The following is a 15,343-nucleotide window of genomic DNA, read 5'->3' as shown; positions in this document are numbered from 1 at the left end:
AGACACGAAGCTATCAGCCTACAAACGTAGTATGGGAATATTCCTACATTAAATAAGGCGTGAACTCACGAATTGTTCGGGGGGTGACGGCGGTTTAATATCGTGCTGAATCGTTTGATGGCTGTTTTGTCGTTAGTGTGTTTATAGAATCTTATTAAGATTAGGATTATTCCTACATATGCTTCTGTTTTTGTATGGTGAATTTTTTGCCCGGATTTAAATGCTCGATAACGTCATTTTTCTGGGTGTTGAACTGCAGAGTGTTTAAAAAATAAAAACGGTTACAACTTATGTGTTCATTACCTTGTGGTCGTTCCTTCAGCAACGACCACAAGGTAATGCCCTACTCAGACAGGGCTGGATCGGCCGGTCATCTCCTTGGCCATTTCCGTGGCATAGCTGTCAGTCATGCCGGCAATAAAGTCGATGATGCGCATAAACGAGCGATGCAAGGACCAGCTTGGGTCCGGGGCGTTGTGACCGAGCAAATCGAGGATGCGGCGGTTTTTGAACGATAAGGTTTTGTGCCCGTGTTGTTCCAGTGCCGCCCCACAAAAAGCATTTAACAAGATTTCCAGCGTGGTGTAAGCGCCGATTTCATGCAGGGTTTTGCGCTTGTCCTGGAAGATCTTTTTACGCGCCATGTTCTTGGCGTCCAGCACGCAGCGCTTGGCCGTGCCGTGCATGTGCTCCACCAGATCGCCGGCCAGCGTACCCGCGAGCAAGGCGTCCTGCTGTTCGACAAAGGCGCGGGCGGCGGCATTGGTCAGGTGCTCAATAGCCTTGCCACGCAAAATCGCCAGCTTGCGGCGTTCAGAGTCTTGTGGGCCGAGCTGGCGATAGGTCTCGGGCAAATCATCGCCCACCAGATTCAATAACAGGGACTCGACCTCGGCGTATTGCAGCAGGTCCATCTCCAGGCCGTCTTCAAGGTCAATCAAGGCGTAGCAGATGTCGTCAGCGGCCTCCATCAGGTACACCAGCGGATGGCGCGCCCAACGTTGCTCTTCGATTTGCGGCAGGCCCAACTTGTGGGCAATCCCTTCGAGCAAATGCAGCTCGCTTTGATAGCAACCGAACTTGTGCTTTTTGTACCCCAGAGAGTCGGCATGCCGGGCGGTCCACGGGTACTTGAGGAACGTACCGAGGGTGGCATGGGTTAGCCGTGTGCCACCGTCGAACTGATGGTATTCAAGCTGTGTCAGCACCCTGAACCCCTGGGCGTTGCCTTCAAAGTTCAAGAAGTCATTGCGCTCGGCTTCGCTCATGTCGTCCAGCCAGCCCTTGGCCGCAGCCTGCTGGAACCAATGGCGGATGGCATCTTCACCGGAGTGGCCGAAGGGCGGGTTGCCGATGTCGTGAGCCAGGCAGGCCGATTGCACCACCATGCCCAGGTCGGCGGGGTCGCACCATTCGGGCAGGGCGCTGCGAATGGTTTCGCCCACGCGCATGCCCAGCGAGCGGCCGACGCAACTGACCTCCAGCGAATGGGTAAGGCGGGTGTGAATGTGGTCGTTGCTGCTGACCGGGTGCACTTGGGTTTTGCGCCCAAGCCTGCGAAAGGCGCCGGAAAAAATAATCCGGTCGTGATCCTTGTGAAAGGGACTGCGCCCGAGCTCTTCGGCGCTGTAATGAGGTTTTCCGAGACGTTCGCGGTTAAGCAGGGTTTGCCAATCCAAGGCGCAGCGCTCCATCAAATGACTGATGACGCAGCTTCTCGCTTCAGGCGGGTTGGTGCAAGGCTTGGCGCATAAGTTAGGCAGCAAGCATGCCCGCGATCTTTTGATCATGAAAATCAAAAGATCGCGAGCTGTGCGTCAGGGCTTGCGCGAAGAACCCTGAATCACCAGTTTGATCAGCGGCAACAGCCCGGTGGTCAGCCCGATTAAACGGGACACGCCACCGGAGCCTTTGCTTTTAGTGCCTTTGCCGGTCAAAAAGCCCAGCAGAGTCACCACCGCCACACCCCACAGCGGGGCGTGCTTGATACCCAGGTGTTCTTTCCAGTTGCTGGTGACACCGCGCATTTTGTTCAACGGCTCCAGCAATTGTTGCGATTCATGACGAATCTCTTGGCGGTGCATTTCCATGCGCAGACGAATCAGCATTTTGCGCATGTCACGGCGCGAAGCGTTTGGCGGCATTTCAGGCAGGCTCATGGCAACAAACGCTCCCGGTCTTTGGCCAGCTCTTCGAGCGTGGCGTTGAAAGGAGAGGACTCATCAAACACGGCCGCTTTAAGGCGCAAACCACAGAACGCCGCTGCCAGGGTGTAAAAGACGCAGAGCCCGATAATGCCGGGCAGTCGATAACTGTCCCATAGCACGATCAGCACCAGCGCCGACAGGCCGAGCAGCAATAACAACCCGAACACCAGTGCCAGCCCGGCGAACAGCAACAGGCTGACGGTCCGTGCCTTCTGTTCTTGCAGCTCGATGCCCAGCAACTCGACGTGGCTGTGCAGCAGACCCAGAAACGCGGCACCCAGGCGCCGCGGTGAGGAACGAGGGGAGCCGGATTCTTCGTTTGTCATATCAGCGCCGGGTGGCCAGCAGGCCAATCAAAAAGCCGACCCCGGCAGCAATGCCGACCGATTGCCACGGGTTGCTCTGTACATAGTCTTCGGCAGCCGTCACCGCGGCTTCACCGCGCTCGTGCAAGGACTCTTTGGTGTCTTCCAGCGAGGCACGCGCCTTGTCCAGGCTCAGCTTGATCTTGTCGCGCAGCTCATCGGCCTGATCACCTGCCAGCGCAGCGCTGTGTTCCAGCAGGCGTTCTGCGTCGTTGACCAGCGTCTGGAGATCGGCTTTGAGGATTTCTTGAGCATTCTTTGCTGTTATGCGGGCCATGATTAACTCCGTGTGTGGCTTCTTGATGGTTCGAGTGTAGGCATTCGCTGAAGGTTCACTACTTTTCTTCACATCAGATCAATGCGCTGACCTGCTGGTGCCCTGGAACACTCAGACTAGACGGCTTAACCCCGAGCGGAAGCAAACCTTACCTTAAATCATTCGTCGTCGCGGGGAAAACCCGGCGTGTCCAGTGGCTCGCTGCTCTCAAAACAACCTTCCAACAAGTGATAGCGGTTATGCCGCACTTCATCGACGCGGTGGCGTACGGTTCTTTCAGGCAGCCCCAGCAATATCAGGGCGTGTGATGCCAGCATCAAGCTGGACTCGAGCAATTCGGGCACCACTTCGGTGGCGCCGGCGGCCTTGAGCTCGGTAAGCCGACTGTCGTCGCGGGTTCTGACCAGAATCGGCACTGCAATGGTGATGAGACGGGCCTCTTTCAGCACGCTCATGGCGATTTCGGTGTTGTCCACGGCAATCACCAGCAAGCGGGCACGATCAAGGCCCACCGCCCGCAACAAATCGCCACGGCGGGCGTCGCCGTAATGCACAGTGCTTTCAGTTTTGTTGGCCTTCTGGATCTGATCCGGGTCGTAGTCCAGGGCGATAAAGTCCTGATTTTCACGGTGCAGGAAGCGCCCGATGGACTGGCCGACCCGGCCAAAGCCGCAGATCACCACATGCCCTTGCAGCTCGGCACTTTGCTCGGTGATTTTTTCCAGCTCGGCTTCTTCGTTCGAGGTGTGATGCAAGCTGGCGGCGATGCGAGGGGCGGCGCGCAGCAATAGAGGCGTGAGCAACATGGAACAGAACGTAGCGGCCAACAAGTAAGGGGCGTATTGCGACGGGATCAGCGCGTTGAGCTGCATTTGTGCCATTAGCGCGAAACAGAACTCACCGCCTTGGGCCAATGCCAGGCCGCTGCGCCAAGCGGTCTCGCCGTCGCTGCCGCGCAACTTGACCAGCGTCGCCACAACTGCGCCTTTGATCAGCATCAGCGCCAAGGTGAGGCCGACAATCAAAAAGCCGTGGTGCAGGAACAATTGCAGGTCGATGAGCATGCCGATACTGACGAAAAACAGCCCCAGCAGAATGTCGCGAAAAGGCCGGATGTCGGCCTCGATCTGATGCCGGTAATGGCTTTCACCCAGCAACATGCCCGCCAGGAACGCGCCGAGCGCCGGGGACAACCCCAGCAGGTGGGTCAACCAGGCCGTGACCAGCACGATCACCAGGGCCAGCAATACAAACAGTTCGGCAGAACGTGAGGCCGCCACTTCATGAAACAGGCGCGGCAGTACGAAGCGGCTGGTGATGAGCAGGCCGACAAACAGGATGATGGTCTTGCCCAAGGTGATCGGCAGCGCCCAATACCAAGCTTGATCGCTGCTGCCGGCAAACACCGGTACCAGCGTCAGCAGCAATACGGCCACCACATCCTGGAACAGCAACACGCCAATCGCGTTCTGGCCGTGGGGGCTGAAAATTTCCCCCAGGCTGGTCAGCTCTTTGCTGACGATGGCCGTGGAAGACAGGGCCAGGCCTGCGCCCAGCAAAAAGGCGCTGCTGGCTGACATGCCAAAGGCAAGCAGCAAACCGCCCAGGACCACGGCGGTGCAGATGACTTGCAGGCTGCCGAGCCCAAAGACCACGCGGCGCAGCTTGAGCATTTTGGGCAGTGAGAACTCCAGCCCTAGCGAGAACAGCAAAAACACCACCCCCAACTCGGCGAGGTCCGGCAGGTCCGGGCTGTTATTGACCCAGTTCAGCGCCGTTGGGCCGATGAACAGGCCGACGCACAAATAACCCAGCACCGGTGGCAGTTTCAGGCGACGAAACAGGGCAATGACCACCAATGACGAGGCGAGGATGATTAACAAATTGGCAAACACTAAGCGCTTCCTTAACTCATTTTTCTAGCTGAGCACTCTGTATGGGCCACAAGAGCACGCCAGTACGTAGCGTAGTCGTAAGCAGCGGTGTAAAGCGATTGCTCTGATCAGCTTTGCTGCACAAGCGCTGCCGACAGGCGGGTCGACGTGCCCGGACAAGGCTCCTAAACTAAATGCCCACCCCACACAGGTTAATGATCATGCTTCCCGAATGTCAGTTGCTCGGCACCGTGGGTTGCCATCTGTGCGAAGTGGCTGAAGGCGTCTTGATGCCGTTGGTGTATGAAGACTGCTGGCTGGTTGAGCTGGTTGATATTGCCAGCAGTGAAGAAACGGTTGAGGCCTACGGCTTGCGCATCCCCGTGTTGCGTCGGGTCGACACTGGCGCTGAACTGGACTGGCCGTTTGACATTGACCAGGTGGTCCACTTTCTGCTGTAGCTTGTGGCGCACTGTGCGCGATAATCGCGGGCTGCTTTTCTTGCTCAGAGTTTTTTATGTCGACCCAGCTTTTCAACGCCGCCGAGCATCAAGCCAGCACCTTGTACTTGCCACCGGGGCAATGGCCGACGGTACTCGACTGTTTGTGCGAGCACTTTCGAGCCATCAGCCGTGAGCAATGGCTGGATCGAATCGCCCGTGGCCGGGTCCTGGACGCCTACGGCGTGCCGATCAGCCCGCAGTTGGCGTACAAAGAAGGCCTGCGCATTCATTATTTTCGCGAAGTACCTAACGAAACGCCGATTCCGGTGCAAGAAACCATTTTGTATGCCGACGAGCATTTGGTGGTGGCAGACAAGCCGCACTTTCTGCCCGTGACCCCGGCAGGCGAATACGTCGAGCAAACCTTGCTGCGCCGTTTGATCCGCACGCTGGACAACCCCAATCTGGTGCCGTTGCACCGGATCGACCGGCACACGGCGGGCTTGGTGTTGTTTTCTGCGAACCCGGCCAGTCGTTCGGCATATCAGTCGTTATTCCCTACACGCAACATTGAAAAACGCTACGAAGCCATTGCCCGGGCCTTGCCAGATCTGGAATTGCCGCGCGTGCACAAAAGCCGTCTGGTGGAGGGAGAACCGTTCTTCCGCATGCAAGAAGGGCCGGGCGCCAGTAATACCGAAACCCGTGTCGAAGTGTGTGAGAAAAACGGCGATCTGTGGCGTTATGCGCTGTACCCGGTCACGGGCAAAAAACACCAGTTGCGCGTGCACATGGCAGCGCTGGGGGCAGGGATCTGCAACGATCCGTTTTATCCCGAGGTCATCAAGGACGCTGTGGATGACTACGCCAAGCCCCTGAAGCTGCTGGCGCAGGGCTTGCGTTTTGCCGACCCGCTGACCGGCGAAGAGCGTTTTTTCGAGAGCCGTATCCAACTCGACTGGTAATTGAACGTCGCGAAAAACCAGACAAAACCGGGCAGTCAGATTAGGGCTCAAGGGTCTTGATGAGGGCCGAAAAACTAGCCAAAGTCGCTGAAAATGCCCGGATTGTCGGACAAAAACAAACATGAAAAACTCTTCATAAACTGCCTCCTCGAAGATTGGTAGCTTCCTCAGCGCTGTCCACTCATTCGAGTTCTAATAATGAATAAAAAAATGCTCAAAAGCGCTTTGGCGCTCTCTGTTGCTGTTGCCTCGACTCAACTGCTCGCCGGTGGTTTTGCCCTCAACGAACAAAGTGTCAGCGGGATGGGAACCGGTTTTGCCGGGCGCTCCTCTTCTGCCGACGATGCCAGCACCGTGTATGGCAACCCCGCCGGGATGTCCCGCCTCAAGCAAAACGAAGTCAGCGTTGGCGCCACCTACCTTGATGCAAAATCCACCATCAAGGACGCCAGCTCTACGCAGTTTGGCGCCGATAACCCGGGCACCAACAAAGGCGACATGGTACCCGGCATTGGCGTGCCGTTCGGCTACCTGGTCACCCCGATTGACGAGCACTGGGCCTTTGGTCTGGGCGTTTATGCCCCGTTCGGCCTGGTGACTGACTATGAGAGCAGCTTCCAGGGCAACGGCTTTGGCAGCAAAAGCAAAGTGCAAGTCATCACTACCCAGCCGACGGTCAGCTATGCCTTTAACGATAAAGTCTCGGTAGGTTTCGGGCCGACGTTCAACCGTCTCACTGGCGAGCTGGACTCCAAAGTGCCGGCGTTTGGCCTGGGCAATGAAACCGTCAAGATCAAGGGCGACGACAACGCCATCGGTTTTAACGCCGGGCTGTTGGTACAGGCGCTGGACAGCACCCGCTTCGGTGTGACCTATCACTCGCAGGTGGTTTACCACCTGAGCGGCCACACCAACGCCTCGGGCCTGCTCTCTGATCTGGTGGACGGAGGGCCGCAGCGTTACGGCGCCAAGCTGAACATCACCACGCCGTCGTCGGTGGACTTCTCGGTCACTCATCAACTCAACGATGACTGGACCCTTTATGCGGGCAGTACCTACACCCGCTGGAGCCAGTTGAAGAAAATCACTGTCAACAACTCCGGCGTGTCCGACGGAAGCAGCGAACTGGCCTCCATCACCGAGGTGCAGAACTGGCATGACACGTGGTCGCATGCCATCGGTGCGGCGTATCGGGTCAATAAGCAGTTGGTATTGCGCACCGGTTTAACGCTGGACCAGACCCCCACCAACAACACCGATCGCTCGGTACGGATTCCTACGGGAGACCGGACTGTATTCAGCATCGGTGCCGGTTGGACACCCGTGGATAACCTGACTTTCGACGTTGCCTATTCCTACCTCAAGGAACAGCCGATCAAGGTTCATGACAGCCAGCCCGCGCTGGGCCTGACCTACGACGCCAAGTATGAGAACAGCGCCAATGGCTTTGGTGGCTCGGTGACGTATCGCTTCTGATCGCGCAGTCTCAGCAACAGCCAAGTTTTTTACAGATGCGTCAAAAAACAAAACCCGCACTTGGCGGGTTTTGTTTTTCAGCGCATAAACCCGAAGGCTTACAGTTCTTTAACGGTACGAACCTGGTCTTTGTTGATGCGGGTTTCTTTACCGTCCAATTGTTTGAACTGGTAAAAGCCCGACGACGAGTCGTACTTAGGGGCGTCGACTGTCTGGATTTCACGGCCATCATTGAGTGTGATCACGCTTGGCGAGGAGCAACCAGCAAGGGCGGCCAGGCCTGCAGTGAGCATAAGAGCGGCCAGAGTCCGATGAGTCATGTCTATCTCCAACAAATAGGGGTGCTGTTATTAATCACTGTCCTTGAGACGTATACATCGCTCTCAAGTTCCGTGGTTAGCCACAAGAACAGCGCGTTAGCTTATATCAGTAAGTCAGCAGTGTTGAAGTTGCTTAACCGTGAATCATTTTCGGGGCATTGTACGGGCTGTGCATTGAGCTGGAGCATGATTTTTCGCGGGCTGCGTTCGCCCGTGTGCCAGGCTGCTTCGAATGCCGGTGCCAATGCCGTCGGGATCACACAAAACAACGGCTCCCAGTATTCACCCTGACGCACCATGTGCGGTGTGTCCGGCGCACGGGCGGCGGCCGCAAGCAGCGTGCCGAGCAGCTCGCCATTGACCCTGGGCACATCGCACGGCAGCACCAGCAGGTGTGAATGCCGAGCCGCCGCCAGGCCCGCCCGAATGCCCGCCAGCGGCCCGTCGAAGTCATCATTGCCATCGCTCACCAACTGGTCGGCATAGGCGGCGTAGCGGTCGTGGTTGCGATTGCAGGAAATGATCAAGTCATCGGTCAGCGCGCGCGCCGCTTGCTGCACATAAGCAATCAGCGGCTGCCCGCGCCACAAAACCAGGCCTTTGTCCTGGCCACCCATACGCTGGCCCCGGCCTCCGGCCAGAAGCAAAATCGAACTCTGAAACGGCTGCATGAATGGGCTACGCTCCGTCTGGCGAATAAGGGCGTGATATAACACCCACCTGTTTTTCCTACAACCGGACCCCGTCTATGAAAGCCAAAGTTGATGCTCCTTTCGTTCCTTTGAACATTGCGGTGTTAACCGTCAGCGATACCCGGACCCTCGAAACTGACACGTCCGGGCAAGTCTTTGTCGATCGTCTGAGCGAGGCCGGGCACCATTTGGCGGCGCGGGTATTGCTCAAGGACGACCTGTATAAAATTCGTGCCCAAGTGGCGACCTGGATTGCCGATGATGAAGTGCAAGTGGTGTTGATCACCGGCGGCACCGGCTTTACCGCCCGTGACAGCACGCCAGAGGCGGTGAGCTGCTTGCTGGACAAGCAGGTCGATGGTTTTGGCGAATTGTTCCGCCAGATCTCCGTGGCCGACATCGGTACCTCGACCGTGCAATCACGCGCCTTGGCCGGTTTGGCCAACGGCACGCTGGTGTGCTGCCTGCCGGGTTCGACCAATGCGGTGCGTACCGGTTGGGACGGCATATTGGCCGAGCAGCTCGATGCCCGTCACCGGCCTTGCAACTTTGTCGCGCACTTGAAGCAGGCACCGGCCTGTGAAACCCGTGGGTAAGCCGGGGCGCACGGGCGAGTTAATGCCCGTTGAAGTCGCGCTGGCGCAAATGCTGGCGCTGGCCGAGGCGGCGCCGATTCGTGACAGCGAGTCAGTGCTGCTGGCCGACAGTGACGGGCGGGTGCTGGCCGATGACCTGGTGGCAAGCCTTGATTTGCCGCCGTGGCCCAACAGTGCCATGGACGGTTACGCACTCAACCTGGCTGACTGGTCGGGCGAACCGCTGCCTGTCAGTCAGCGGATTTTTGCCGGGCAAGCGCCTGAGCCGTTGACGCCGGGCACCTGCGCACGGATCTTCACCGGCGCGCCGGTTCCACAGGGCGCCGATTGCGTCGAAATGCAGGAAAACGCTCAGGTCCAGGCCGATGAACGGGTGTTGTTCACTGAGGCGCTGACCGTGGGGCAGAACATTCGTCCTCAAGGGCAGGAAACCACCGTGGGCGAAACCGTACTGCTTGCCGGTACCCGGCTGGGGCCGATCGAGCAGGGCTTGGCGGCGTCTCTGGGCTGCGCCACGCTCAAGGTAATCCGCCGGGTCAAAGTGGCGGTGCTGTCGACCGGTGACGAACTGATCGAGCCGGGCCAGCCGTTGGGGCCGGGGCAGATCTACAACAGCAACCGCGTGGTGCTGTGCAGTTGGTTAAAGCGCATGGGGTGTGAGGTGGTCGACGCCGGGATCTTGCCTGACGAACTGCCTGCCACCCGAAAACGTTTGGCGGAGCTGGGCGCGGTTGACCTGATCTTGTCCACGGGTGGGGTCTCGGTGGGCGAGGCGGACTTTCTCGGGATAGCCCTGCGTGAAGAAGGCGAACTGGCCCTGTGGAAACTGGCGATCAAACCCGGAAAGCCCCTGACCTTTGGGCATTTTCGCGGTGTGCCCGTGATTGGCTTGCCGGGTAACCCGGCCTCGACCCTGGTGACCTTTGCATTGCTGGCCCGGCCTTACTTATTGCGCCGTCAAGGCGTACAAGACGTTGCGCCGTTGAAGTTTCAAGTGCCAGCCGGGTTTGTCTGGGCCAAGCCGGGTAATCGTCGCGAATACCTGCGTGGCCGGCTGGATCAAGGCCGGGCAATCATTTACAAAAATCAGAGCTCAGGCGTTTTACGCAGCGCTGCCTGGGCCGATGGGCTGGTGGAAGTGCTTGAAGGCAGCACACTGGCCGAAGGCGACGGGGTCGGCTTTATCCCGCTCAGCGAAGTGTTGGGCTAACCCGCAAACCTGGAGCTGCCGCAGCCTGCGGCAGCTCCTATCAAAAATAAAATAAGTGATTGATTCTAAAGGCCCTGTAGGAGCGAGCTTGCTCGCGATCTTTTGATCTTGGTCTAAGAGCCCCTCACCCTAGCCCTCTCCCGAAGGAGAGGGAGCCGATTGGGGGATGCTGAAGATACTTGGTGGCCTGTTTACTGCGCGACAGCGCGGCGTCGAAGACGTGGTGGCCCCTCTTATCAAACATAAAATAAGTGATTGATTCTAAAGGCTCTGTAGGAGCGAGCTTGCCTCGCGATCTTTTGATCTTGATCTGGCTTTTGATCTGAGAGGCCCCGTTAAACCACGCTGGCCGAACGCAGGTTTTGCGCAGTGGGTAACCCGGCAGGACGCCGGGTTAGCCGCGACACGGCCAGGGATGGCCGATCGCGGCGGGCCCACGGAGCAAGGCCTGTGGTGAGGGCATGCTGAGCCTCAGCGAGGCACCGAGGGGTTGGGGCAAAAAGCGTTTGGTTACTTTGCGCTTTCAAAGTGACGCGCCGTAAGGGCGGAACCCTAAGTGGCCGTTGCAGCAGCAATGGATATGTACCCAAGAATCCCGAAGTGGATGGTTTTACGGCTGCACGCAGCCGATCGCAGCCTTCGTACCTCGTCAGCGACTACAGTGTTCTGTTTGATGCGCGACAGCGCGGCGTCGAAGACGGGGCGGCCCCTCCTATCAAACATAAAATAAGTGATTGATTCTACAGGCCCTGTAGGAGCGAGCTTGCTCGCGATCTTTTGATCTTGGTCTAAGAGCCCCTCACCCTAGCCCACTCCCGAAGGAGAGGGAACCGATTGGGGGATGCTGAAGATACTCGGAGGCCTGTTTGCTGCGCGACAGCGCGGCGTCGAAGACGTGGTGGCCCCTCTTATCAAACATAAAATAAGTGATTGATTCTAAAGGCTCTGTAGGAGCGAGCTTGCCTCGCGATCTTTTGATCTTGATCTGGCTTTTGATCTGAGAGGCCCCGTTAAACCACGCTGGCCGAACGCAGGTGTTGCGTAGTGGCTAACCCGGCAGGACGCCGGGTTAGCCGCGACACGGCCAGGGATGGCCGATCGCGGCGGGCCCACGGCGTAAGGCCGGAACCCTAAGTGGCCGTTGCCGCAGCAATGGATATGTACCCAAGAATCCCGAATTGGATGGTTTTACGGCTGCACGCAGCCGATCGCAGCCTTCGTACCTCGTCAGCGACTACAGTGGCCTGTTTTACGCGCCTCAGCGCGGCGTCAAAGATCGGGCGGCAGCTCCGCGTTTACGGCGTTTCTGTGCGCCCATACACGTCATTGAAACGCACGATGTCGTCTTCCCCTACGTAGTCCCCGCATTGCACTTCGATCATCACCAACTCAACGTCGGTTGGATTCACCAGACGGTGCGCGCGGCCGGCTTTGATGTACGTCGACTCATTGCTGCCCAGCACAAACTGCTGGTCGCCATTGGTCACCTGCGCGGTGCCGCTGACGACGATCCAGTGTTCGCTGCGATGGCGGTGCATCTGCAATGACAAGGCGCCTTGCGGGTTGACCACGATGCGTTTGAGTTTGAACCCGGGGCCTTCTTCCAGCACGGTGTAGCTGCCCCAGGGCCGTGTCACGCTGCGGTGCAGGCGATACGTATCGTGACCTTGTTGCTTGAGCGCCTGGGCGATGTATTTAACGTCCTGGCTGCGGGTCGCATCGGCCACCAGCAGCGCATCGGCGGTGTCGATGATGATCAAATCCTTGAGGCCCACCCCGCCGACCAAACGCCTAGGCGAGTCGATGTAACAACCTTGTACATCGTGCAGCACGGTTTGCCCGGTGCACTGGTTGCCATCGGCATCGGCGGGGCTCAATTCACGTACTGCCTGCCAACTGCCGATGTCACTCCAGCCGAGTTGGCAGGGCACCACGGCGACTTTTTTCGAGTGTTCCATCAGCGCGTAGTCGATGGAAATATCGGCCGCCTGGGCGAAGGTCTGGCTGTCGAGTTCGCGCTGACATTGCTGCGGGCCTGCAAATACCGGGCTGTGCTCAAGGCACAGGCTTACTGCCTGGAGGATCTGCGGGGCATGTTGCGCAAGCTCTTGCAGCAGACTGTCGACGCGCATGCAGAACATTCCGCTGTTCCACAGGTGCTGGCCGCCCTCCAGGTACTGCTGGGCGGTGGCCGCATCCGGTTTTTCGACAAAGCGCGCCACGGCGCACCCGTCGCCTTTTTCGATGTAGCCAAACCCTGTCTCGGCCCTGGTGGGCTGAATGCCGAACGTCACCAGCCAGCCTTGATCGGCCAACTGCCGGGCACTGTCGACGGCCTGCTGGAAGGCCGCGATGTCGCTGATCAAGTGATCGGCCGGCAGCACCAGCAGATGCGCATCTGCGCCGTATCGTTGGGCAACGTGCAGCGCGGCAGCGGCGATGGCGGGTGCGGTGTTGCGGCCCAAAGGCTCAAGGATGAAGTCCAGCGCAACGTCGTCCGCCGGGTGCTGGCGATACTCGTCAAGCGTACGGAAATACACGTCGCGGTTGGTCACGGTCAGCAATTGGTGCACGTCCGGCAGGCCGGTGGCGCGTTGAAAGGTCTTTTGCAGCAGGCTCTGGCCATCGGGCAGGCGCATAAAGGGCTTGGGCATGGCTTCACGCGACACCGGCCACAGTCGGGTGCCCGCGCCACCGGCGATGATGCAGGGAATGAGTGGGCTCATTCAGAACGCCTCCAGAGGCAATGGGCTGCGGTTGGGGGGTGAAGTCTGACGGGTTCTGGCGGTTTGATCGACCCGTTGACGGCCCTGAAAGGTTTTTTTGCAAATAAACCGCTTGCGTTGGGCCTTTCTTGATCGGTTGTTGTCCAACCCTACGGACTGACCAGGAGATGCGGCATGAGTGCAGGAAAGGCATTTTTGATTTTGCACGGCAAGCAAGCCATGAACGAAGACGTTCGGGCCGCTGTCGAGCAGCAACGTGCAGGCGGGCGCGAGCTGACGGTGCGCCTCACGTGGGAAGCAGGGGACGCGCAGCGCTTGGTGGGCGAAGCGCTTGAGGCCGGTTACGACCAGTTGATTGCAGGTGGCGGTGACGGCACGTTGCGTGATGTGGCCGAAGCGATGGCGCAGGCGCAGACCACCGCCAGCCTGGTGCTGTTGCCGTTGGGCACGGCCAATGACTTTGCCCGTGCGGCGGGGGTGCCGCTGGAACCCGGCCCGGCCTTGGGGCTGCTGGACGTACCGGCCCGGCAGATCGATTTGGGTGAAGTCGGCGGGCAGTATTTTTTGAACATGGCCACGGGCGGCTTTGGTAGCCAGGTCACCGCCAATACCTCAGAAGACTTGAAAAAAGTCATCGGCGGAGCGGCTTACCTGTTTACCGGGCTTTCGCGTTTCAGTGAGTTGCAGGCGGCCTACGCCGAGCTGCAAGGCCCTGATTTTCAGTGGCAAGGCCAATTGTTGGCGTTGGGCATTGGCAATGGCCGCCAAGCGGGCGGTGGGCACGAGTTGTGCCCGCAGGCATTGGCCGATGATGGCCTGCTGGACGTGAGTATCCTGCCCGCGCCACAAGAGGTGGTGGGTACGGTGAAAAACCTCATGGCGGGTGGCTGGGGGCTGGATAACCTGTTTGTCCGGGCGCGCCTGCCATGGGTAGAGATCAAGGCCGCGCAAGGGCTGGCGCTTAACCTGGATGGCGAGCCGCTAACCGGCGAGAGCTTGCGCTTCAGCGCACACAAAGGCGCGTTGCGCGTGCATTTGCCGCAAAACTCACCGCTGTTGAGTTCTTAAAAGCGAAAGATGTCATCTGGCGATTATTTTTAGGGTGTGAGGGTAGGGAAGGGTCAAGAATCGACGTGTCGTGTCGATAGCCTAGGACCTTTCGCACACACGCCCAGGAAATATCAATGGCCGGCATTCTCGACACGGTAGACCAGCGCACACAGTTGGTCGGTGAAAACCGACTGGAACTTCTGATGTTTCGTCTTGCAGGGCGGCAGTTGTTCGCAATCAACGTGTTCAAGGTGCAAGAAGTGTTGCAGCTGCCCAAGTTGACCCTGATGCCCCATCGCCATCGGCATGTGTGCGGGGTCATCAACTTGCGCGGCAAGACCCTGCCCGTCATCGACCTCTCCCAGGCCATCGGCATGCGTCCGGTGGTTCCGGGGCCCGACAGCACGATCATCGTCACCGAGTACAACCGCTCGATTCAGGCCTTTCTGGTGGGCAGTGTGGACCGGATCGTCAACATGAACTGGGAAGCCATCCTGCCGCCGCCCGCCAGCGCCGGACGCCACCATTATTTGACCGCCATCAGCAAGGTTGACGAGCAACTGGTGGAAATCATCGACGTGGAAAAGGTCTTGGCCGAGATCGTGCCGTACAACGCCAAAGTCTCCCCCGACAAGCTGGCCGACCCGGTGCTGGAGCGGGCGCGGGGCCGTGAAGTGCTGCTGGTCGATGATTCCAGCGTGGCCCTGGCGCAGTTGCGTGAAACGTTGTCGCAGTTGGGAATCAAAATGCATGTCGCCAGCGACGGCCTCAAAGCCTTCAACATGCTCAAGGCCTGGGCTGACTCCGGGCAGGTCATGACCGACAAGCTGCTGATGGTGTTCACCGACGCGGAAATGCCAGAAATGGATGGTTACCGTTTAACCACTGAAATTCGTAACGATCCTCGTCTGCGCAGTTTGTATGTGGTACTTCACACGTCATTGTCCGGCAGCTTCAACGAGTCGATGGTGAAGAAGGTGGGGTGTGACAACTTTCTCTCCAAATTCCAGCCGGACAAATTGGTGGATGTCGTCCGTCAGCGCCTGATGCTGGACGAAGTGCCTGCCTGATCCTGTCCCAATGGGGGATCTTTGCAGGCCCGAAGGCTTCTATACTGTGGCTTTTTTACCTTGCAGGGATCT

At 58.5% G+C, this 15,343-nt stretch carries 15 protein-coding genes; 7 read left to right on the top strand and 8 right to left on the bottom strand.

What is annotated here, in order from left to right; genetic code table 11:
* Positions 1-347: 347 nt before the first annotated feature.
* From GHO41_RS07565 to GHO41_RS07545, 5 genes are all read right to left on the bottom strand, one after another.
* Entirely contained in the window at positions 348-1,679 is a 1,332-nt protein-coding gene (locus GHO41_RS07565; RefSeq protein WP_153330799.1) for a deoxyguanosinetriphosphate triphosphohydrolase, read from the bottom strand.
* A 138-nt stretch (positions 1,680-1,817) separates the two neighbouring features.
* Positions 1,818-2,159 carry a hypothetical protein gene (locus tag GHO41_RS07560; protein WP_048368730.1) on the bottom strand — a complete coding sequence of 114 codons (342 nt, stop codon included), beginning with the start codon at positions 2,157-2,159 and terminating at the stop codon, positions 1,818-1,820.
* Complete coding sequence (locus tag GHO41_RS07555; protein ID WP_048368729.1) at positions 2,156-2,533, bottom strand: phage holin family protein; 378 nt, start codon at positions 2,531-2,533, stop codon at positions 2,156-2,158. The genes GHO41_RS07560 and GHO41_RS07555 overlap by 4 nt, the downstream gene beginning before the upstream one ends.
* A 1-nt stretch (position 2,534) precedes the next feature.
* Positions 2,535-2,849, bottom strand: coding sequence for a YqjD family protein (locus tag GHO41_RS07550; protein ID WP_048368728.1), 315 nt, complete (start codon positions 2,847-2,849; stop codon positions 2,535-2,537).
* Between the two features lie 158 nt (positions 2,850-3,007).
* Entirely contained in the window at positions 3,008-4,744 is a 1,737-nt protein-coding gene (locus GHO41_RS07545) for a monovalent cation:proton antiporter-2 (CPA2) family protein (RefSeq protein ID WP_048368727.1), read from the bottom strand.
* Between the two features lie 200 nt (positions 4,745-4,944).
* Here GHO41_RS07545 and GHO41_RS07540 point away from each other — a divergent pair, with 200 nt between their 5' ends.
* The 3 genes from GHO41_RS07540 (at position 4,945) to GHO41_RS07530 (ending at position 7,607) form a co-directional block, all read left to right on the top strand.
* Positions 4,945-5,184 carry a glutaredoxin family protein gene (locus tag GHO41_RS07540; RefSeq protein WP_153433314.1) on the top strand — a complete coding sequence of 80 codons (240 nt, stop codon included), beginning with the start codon at positions 4,945-4,947 and terminating at the stop codon, positions 5,182-5,184.
* Between the two features lie 56 nt (positions 5,185-5,240).
* A complete protein-coding gene (locus GHO41_RS07535) occupies positions 5,241-6,131 on the top strand; it encodes a pseudouridine synthase (RefSeq protein ID WP_153433313.1) in 891 nt (296 codons plus the stop codon).
* 198 nt (positions 6,132-6,329) lie between these two features.
* Entirely contained in the window at positions 6,330-7,607 is a 1,278-nt protein-coding gene (locus GHO41_RS07530) for an OmpP1/FadL family transporter (protein WP_153433312.1), read from the top strand.
* 98 nt (positions 7,608-7,705) lie between these two features.
* Here GHO41_RS07530 and GHO41_RS07525 read toward each other — a convergent pair whose 3' ends face one another.
* Positions 7,706-7,927 (bottom strand): YgdI/YgdR family lipoprotein, encoded by a 222-nt coding sequence (locus GHO41_RS07525; RefSeq protein ID WP_048368724.1) that lies wholly within the window; start codon positions 7,925-7,927, stop codon positions 7,706-7,708.
* Between the two features lie 101 nt (positions 7,928-8,028).
* On the bottom strand, positions 8,029-8,598 hold the full coding sequence (mobA, locus tag GHO41_RS07520; protein WP_153433311.1) for a molybdenum cofactor guanylyltransferase MobA: 570 nt from the start codon (positions 8,596-8,598) through the stop codon (positions 8,029-8,031).
* A 77-nt stretch (positions 8,599-8,675) separates the two neighbouring features.
* Here mobA and moaB point away from each other — a divergent pair, with 77 nt between their 5' ends.
* Together moaB and glp are read left to right on the top strand one after the other, a co-directional pair.
* Positions 8,676-9,215 (top strand): molybdenum cofactor biosynthesis protein B, encoded by a 540-nt coding sequence (gene moaB / locus GHO41_RS07515; protein WP_048368722.1) that lies wholly within the window; start codon positions 8,676-8,678, stop codon positions 9,213-9,215.
* The gene (gene glp / locus GHO41_RS07510) at positions 9,199-10,425 is read left to right on the top strand and encodes a gephyrin-like molybdotransferase Glp (RefSeq protein WP_371928868.1); all 1,227 of its coding nucleotides are present in this window, start codon (positions 9,199-9,201) and stop codon (positions 10,423-10,425) included. Before moaB ends, glp begins: the two co-directional genes overlap by 17 nt.
* Before the next feature lie 1,295 nt (positions 10,426-11,720).
* On the opposite strand, the gene GHO41_RS07505 is transcribed toward glp, so the two are convergent.
* The gene (locus tag GHO41_RS07505; protein ID WP_153433309.1) at positions 11,721-13,151 is read right to left on the bottom strand and encodes a mannose-1-phosphate guanylyltransferase/mannose-6-phosphate isomerase; all 1,431 of its coding nucleotides are present in this window, start codon (positions 13,149-13,151) and stop codon (positions 11,721-11,723) included.
* Between the two features lie 174 nt (positions 13,152-13,325).
* On the opposite strand from GHO41_RS07505, the gene yegS reads away from it, so the two are divergent.
* Both yegS and GHO41_RS07495 read left to right on the top strand, forming a co-directional pair.
* Entirely contained in the window at positions 13,326-14,219 is an 894-nt protein-coding gene (gene yegS / locus GHO41_RS07500) for a lipid kinase YegS (RefSeq protein WP_153433308.1), read from the top strand.
* 116 nt (positions 14,220-14,335) lie between these two features.
* Positions 14,336-15,271 carry a chemotaxis protein CheV gene (locus GHO41_RS07495; RefSeq protein WP_153355682.1) on the top strand — a complete coding sequence of 312 codons (936 nt, stop codon included), beginning with the start codon at positions 14,336-14,338 and terminating at the stop codon, positions 15,269-15,271.
* Positions 15,272-15,343: the final 72 nt, after the last annotated feature.

Origin of the sequence: Pseudomonas sp. FSL R10-0399, from assembly GCF_009600165.1 — a bacterium.
GTDB lineage: Bacteria > Pseudomonadota > Gammaproteobacteria > Pseudomonadales > Pseudomonadaceae > Aquipseudomonas > Aquipseudomonas helleri.
The sequence above is the reverse complement of the archived record's forward strand: the minus strand, read 5'-3'. Positions and strand labels throughout refer to the sequence as shown.

Excerpts from the sequence above, each read along its gene's own strand:
- GHO41_RS07560 (WP_048368730.1), bottom strand. The coding sequence starts at position 2,159 with ATGAGCCTGCCTGAAATGCCGCCAAACGCTTCGCGCCGTGACATGCGC.
- GHO41_RS07555 (WP_048368729.1), bottom strand. The coding sequence starts at position 2,533 with ATGACAAACGAAGAATCCGGCTCCCCTCGTTCCTCACCGCGGCGCCTG.
- GHO41_RS07550 (WP_048368728.1), bottom strand. The coding sequence starts at position 2,849 with ATGGCCCGCATAACAGCAAAGAATGCTCAAGAAATCCTCAAAGCCGAT.
- GHO41_RS07540 (WP_153433314.1), top strand. The coding sequence starts at position 4,945 with ATGCTTCCCGAATGTCAGTTGCTCGGCACCGTGGGTTGCCATCTGTGC.
- GHO41_RS07535 (WP_153433313.1), top strand. The coding sequence starts at position 5,241 with ATGTCGACCCAGCTTTTCAACGCCGCCGAGCATCAAGCCAGCACCTTG.
- GHO41_RS07530 (WP_153433312.1), top strand. The coding sequence starts at position 6,330 with ATGAATAAAAAAATGCTCAAAAGCGCTTTGGCGCTCTCTGTTGCTGTT.
- GHO41_RS07525 (WP_048368724.1), bottom strand. The coding sequence starts at position 7,927 with ATGACTCATCGGACTCTGGCCGCTCTTATGCTCACTGCAGGCCTGGCC.
- mobA (WP_153433311.1), bottom strand. The coding sequence starts at position 8,598 with ATGCAGCCGTTTCAGAGTTCGATTTTGCTTCTGGCCGGAGGCCGGGGC.
- moaB (WP_048368722.1), top strand. The coding sequence starts at position 8,676 with ATGAAAGCCAAAGTTGATGCTCCTTTCGTTCCTTTGAACATTGCGGTG.
- GHO41_RS07505 (WP_153433309.1), bottom strand. The coding sequence starts at position 13,151 with ATGAGCCCACTCATTCCCTGCATCATCGCCGGTGGCGCGGGCACCCGA.
- yegS (WP_153433308.1), top strand. The coding sequence starts at position 13,326 with ATGAGTGCAGGAAAGGCATTTTTGATTTTGCACGGCAAGCAAGCCATG.
- GHO41_RS07495 (WP_153355682.1), top strand. The coding sequence starts at position 14,336 with ATGGCCGGCATTCTCGACACGGTAGACCAGCGCACACAGTTGGTCGGT.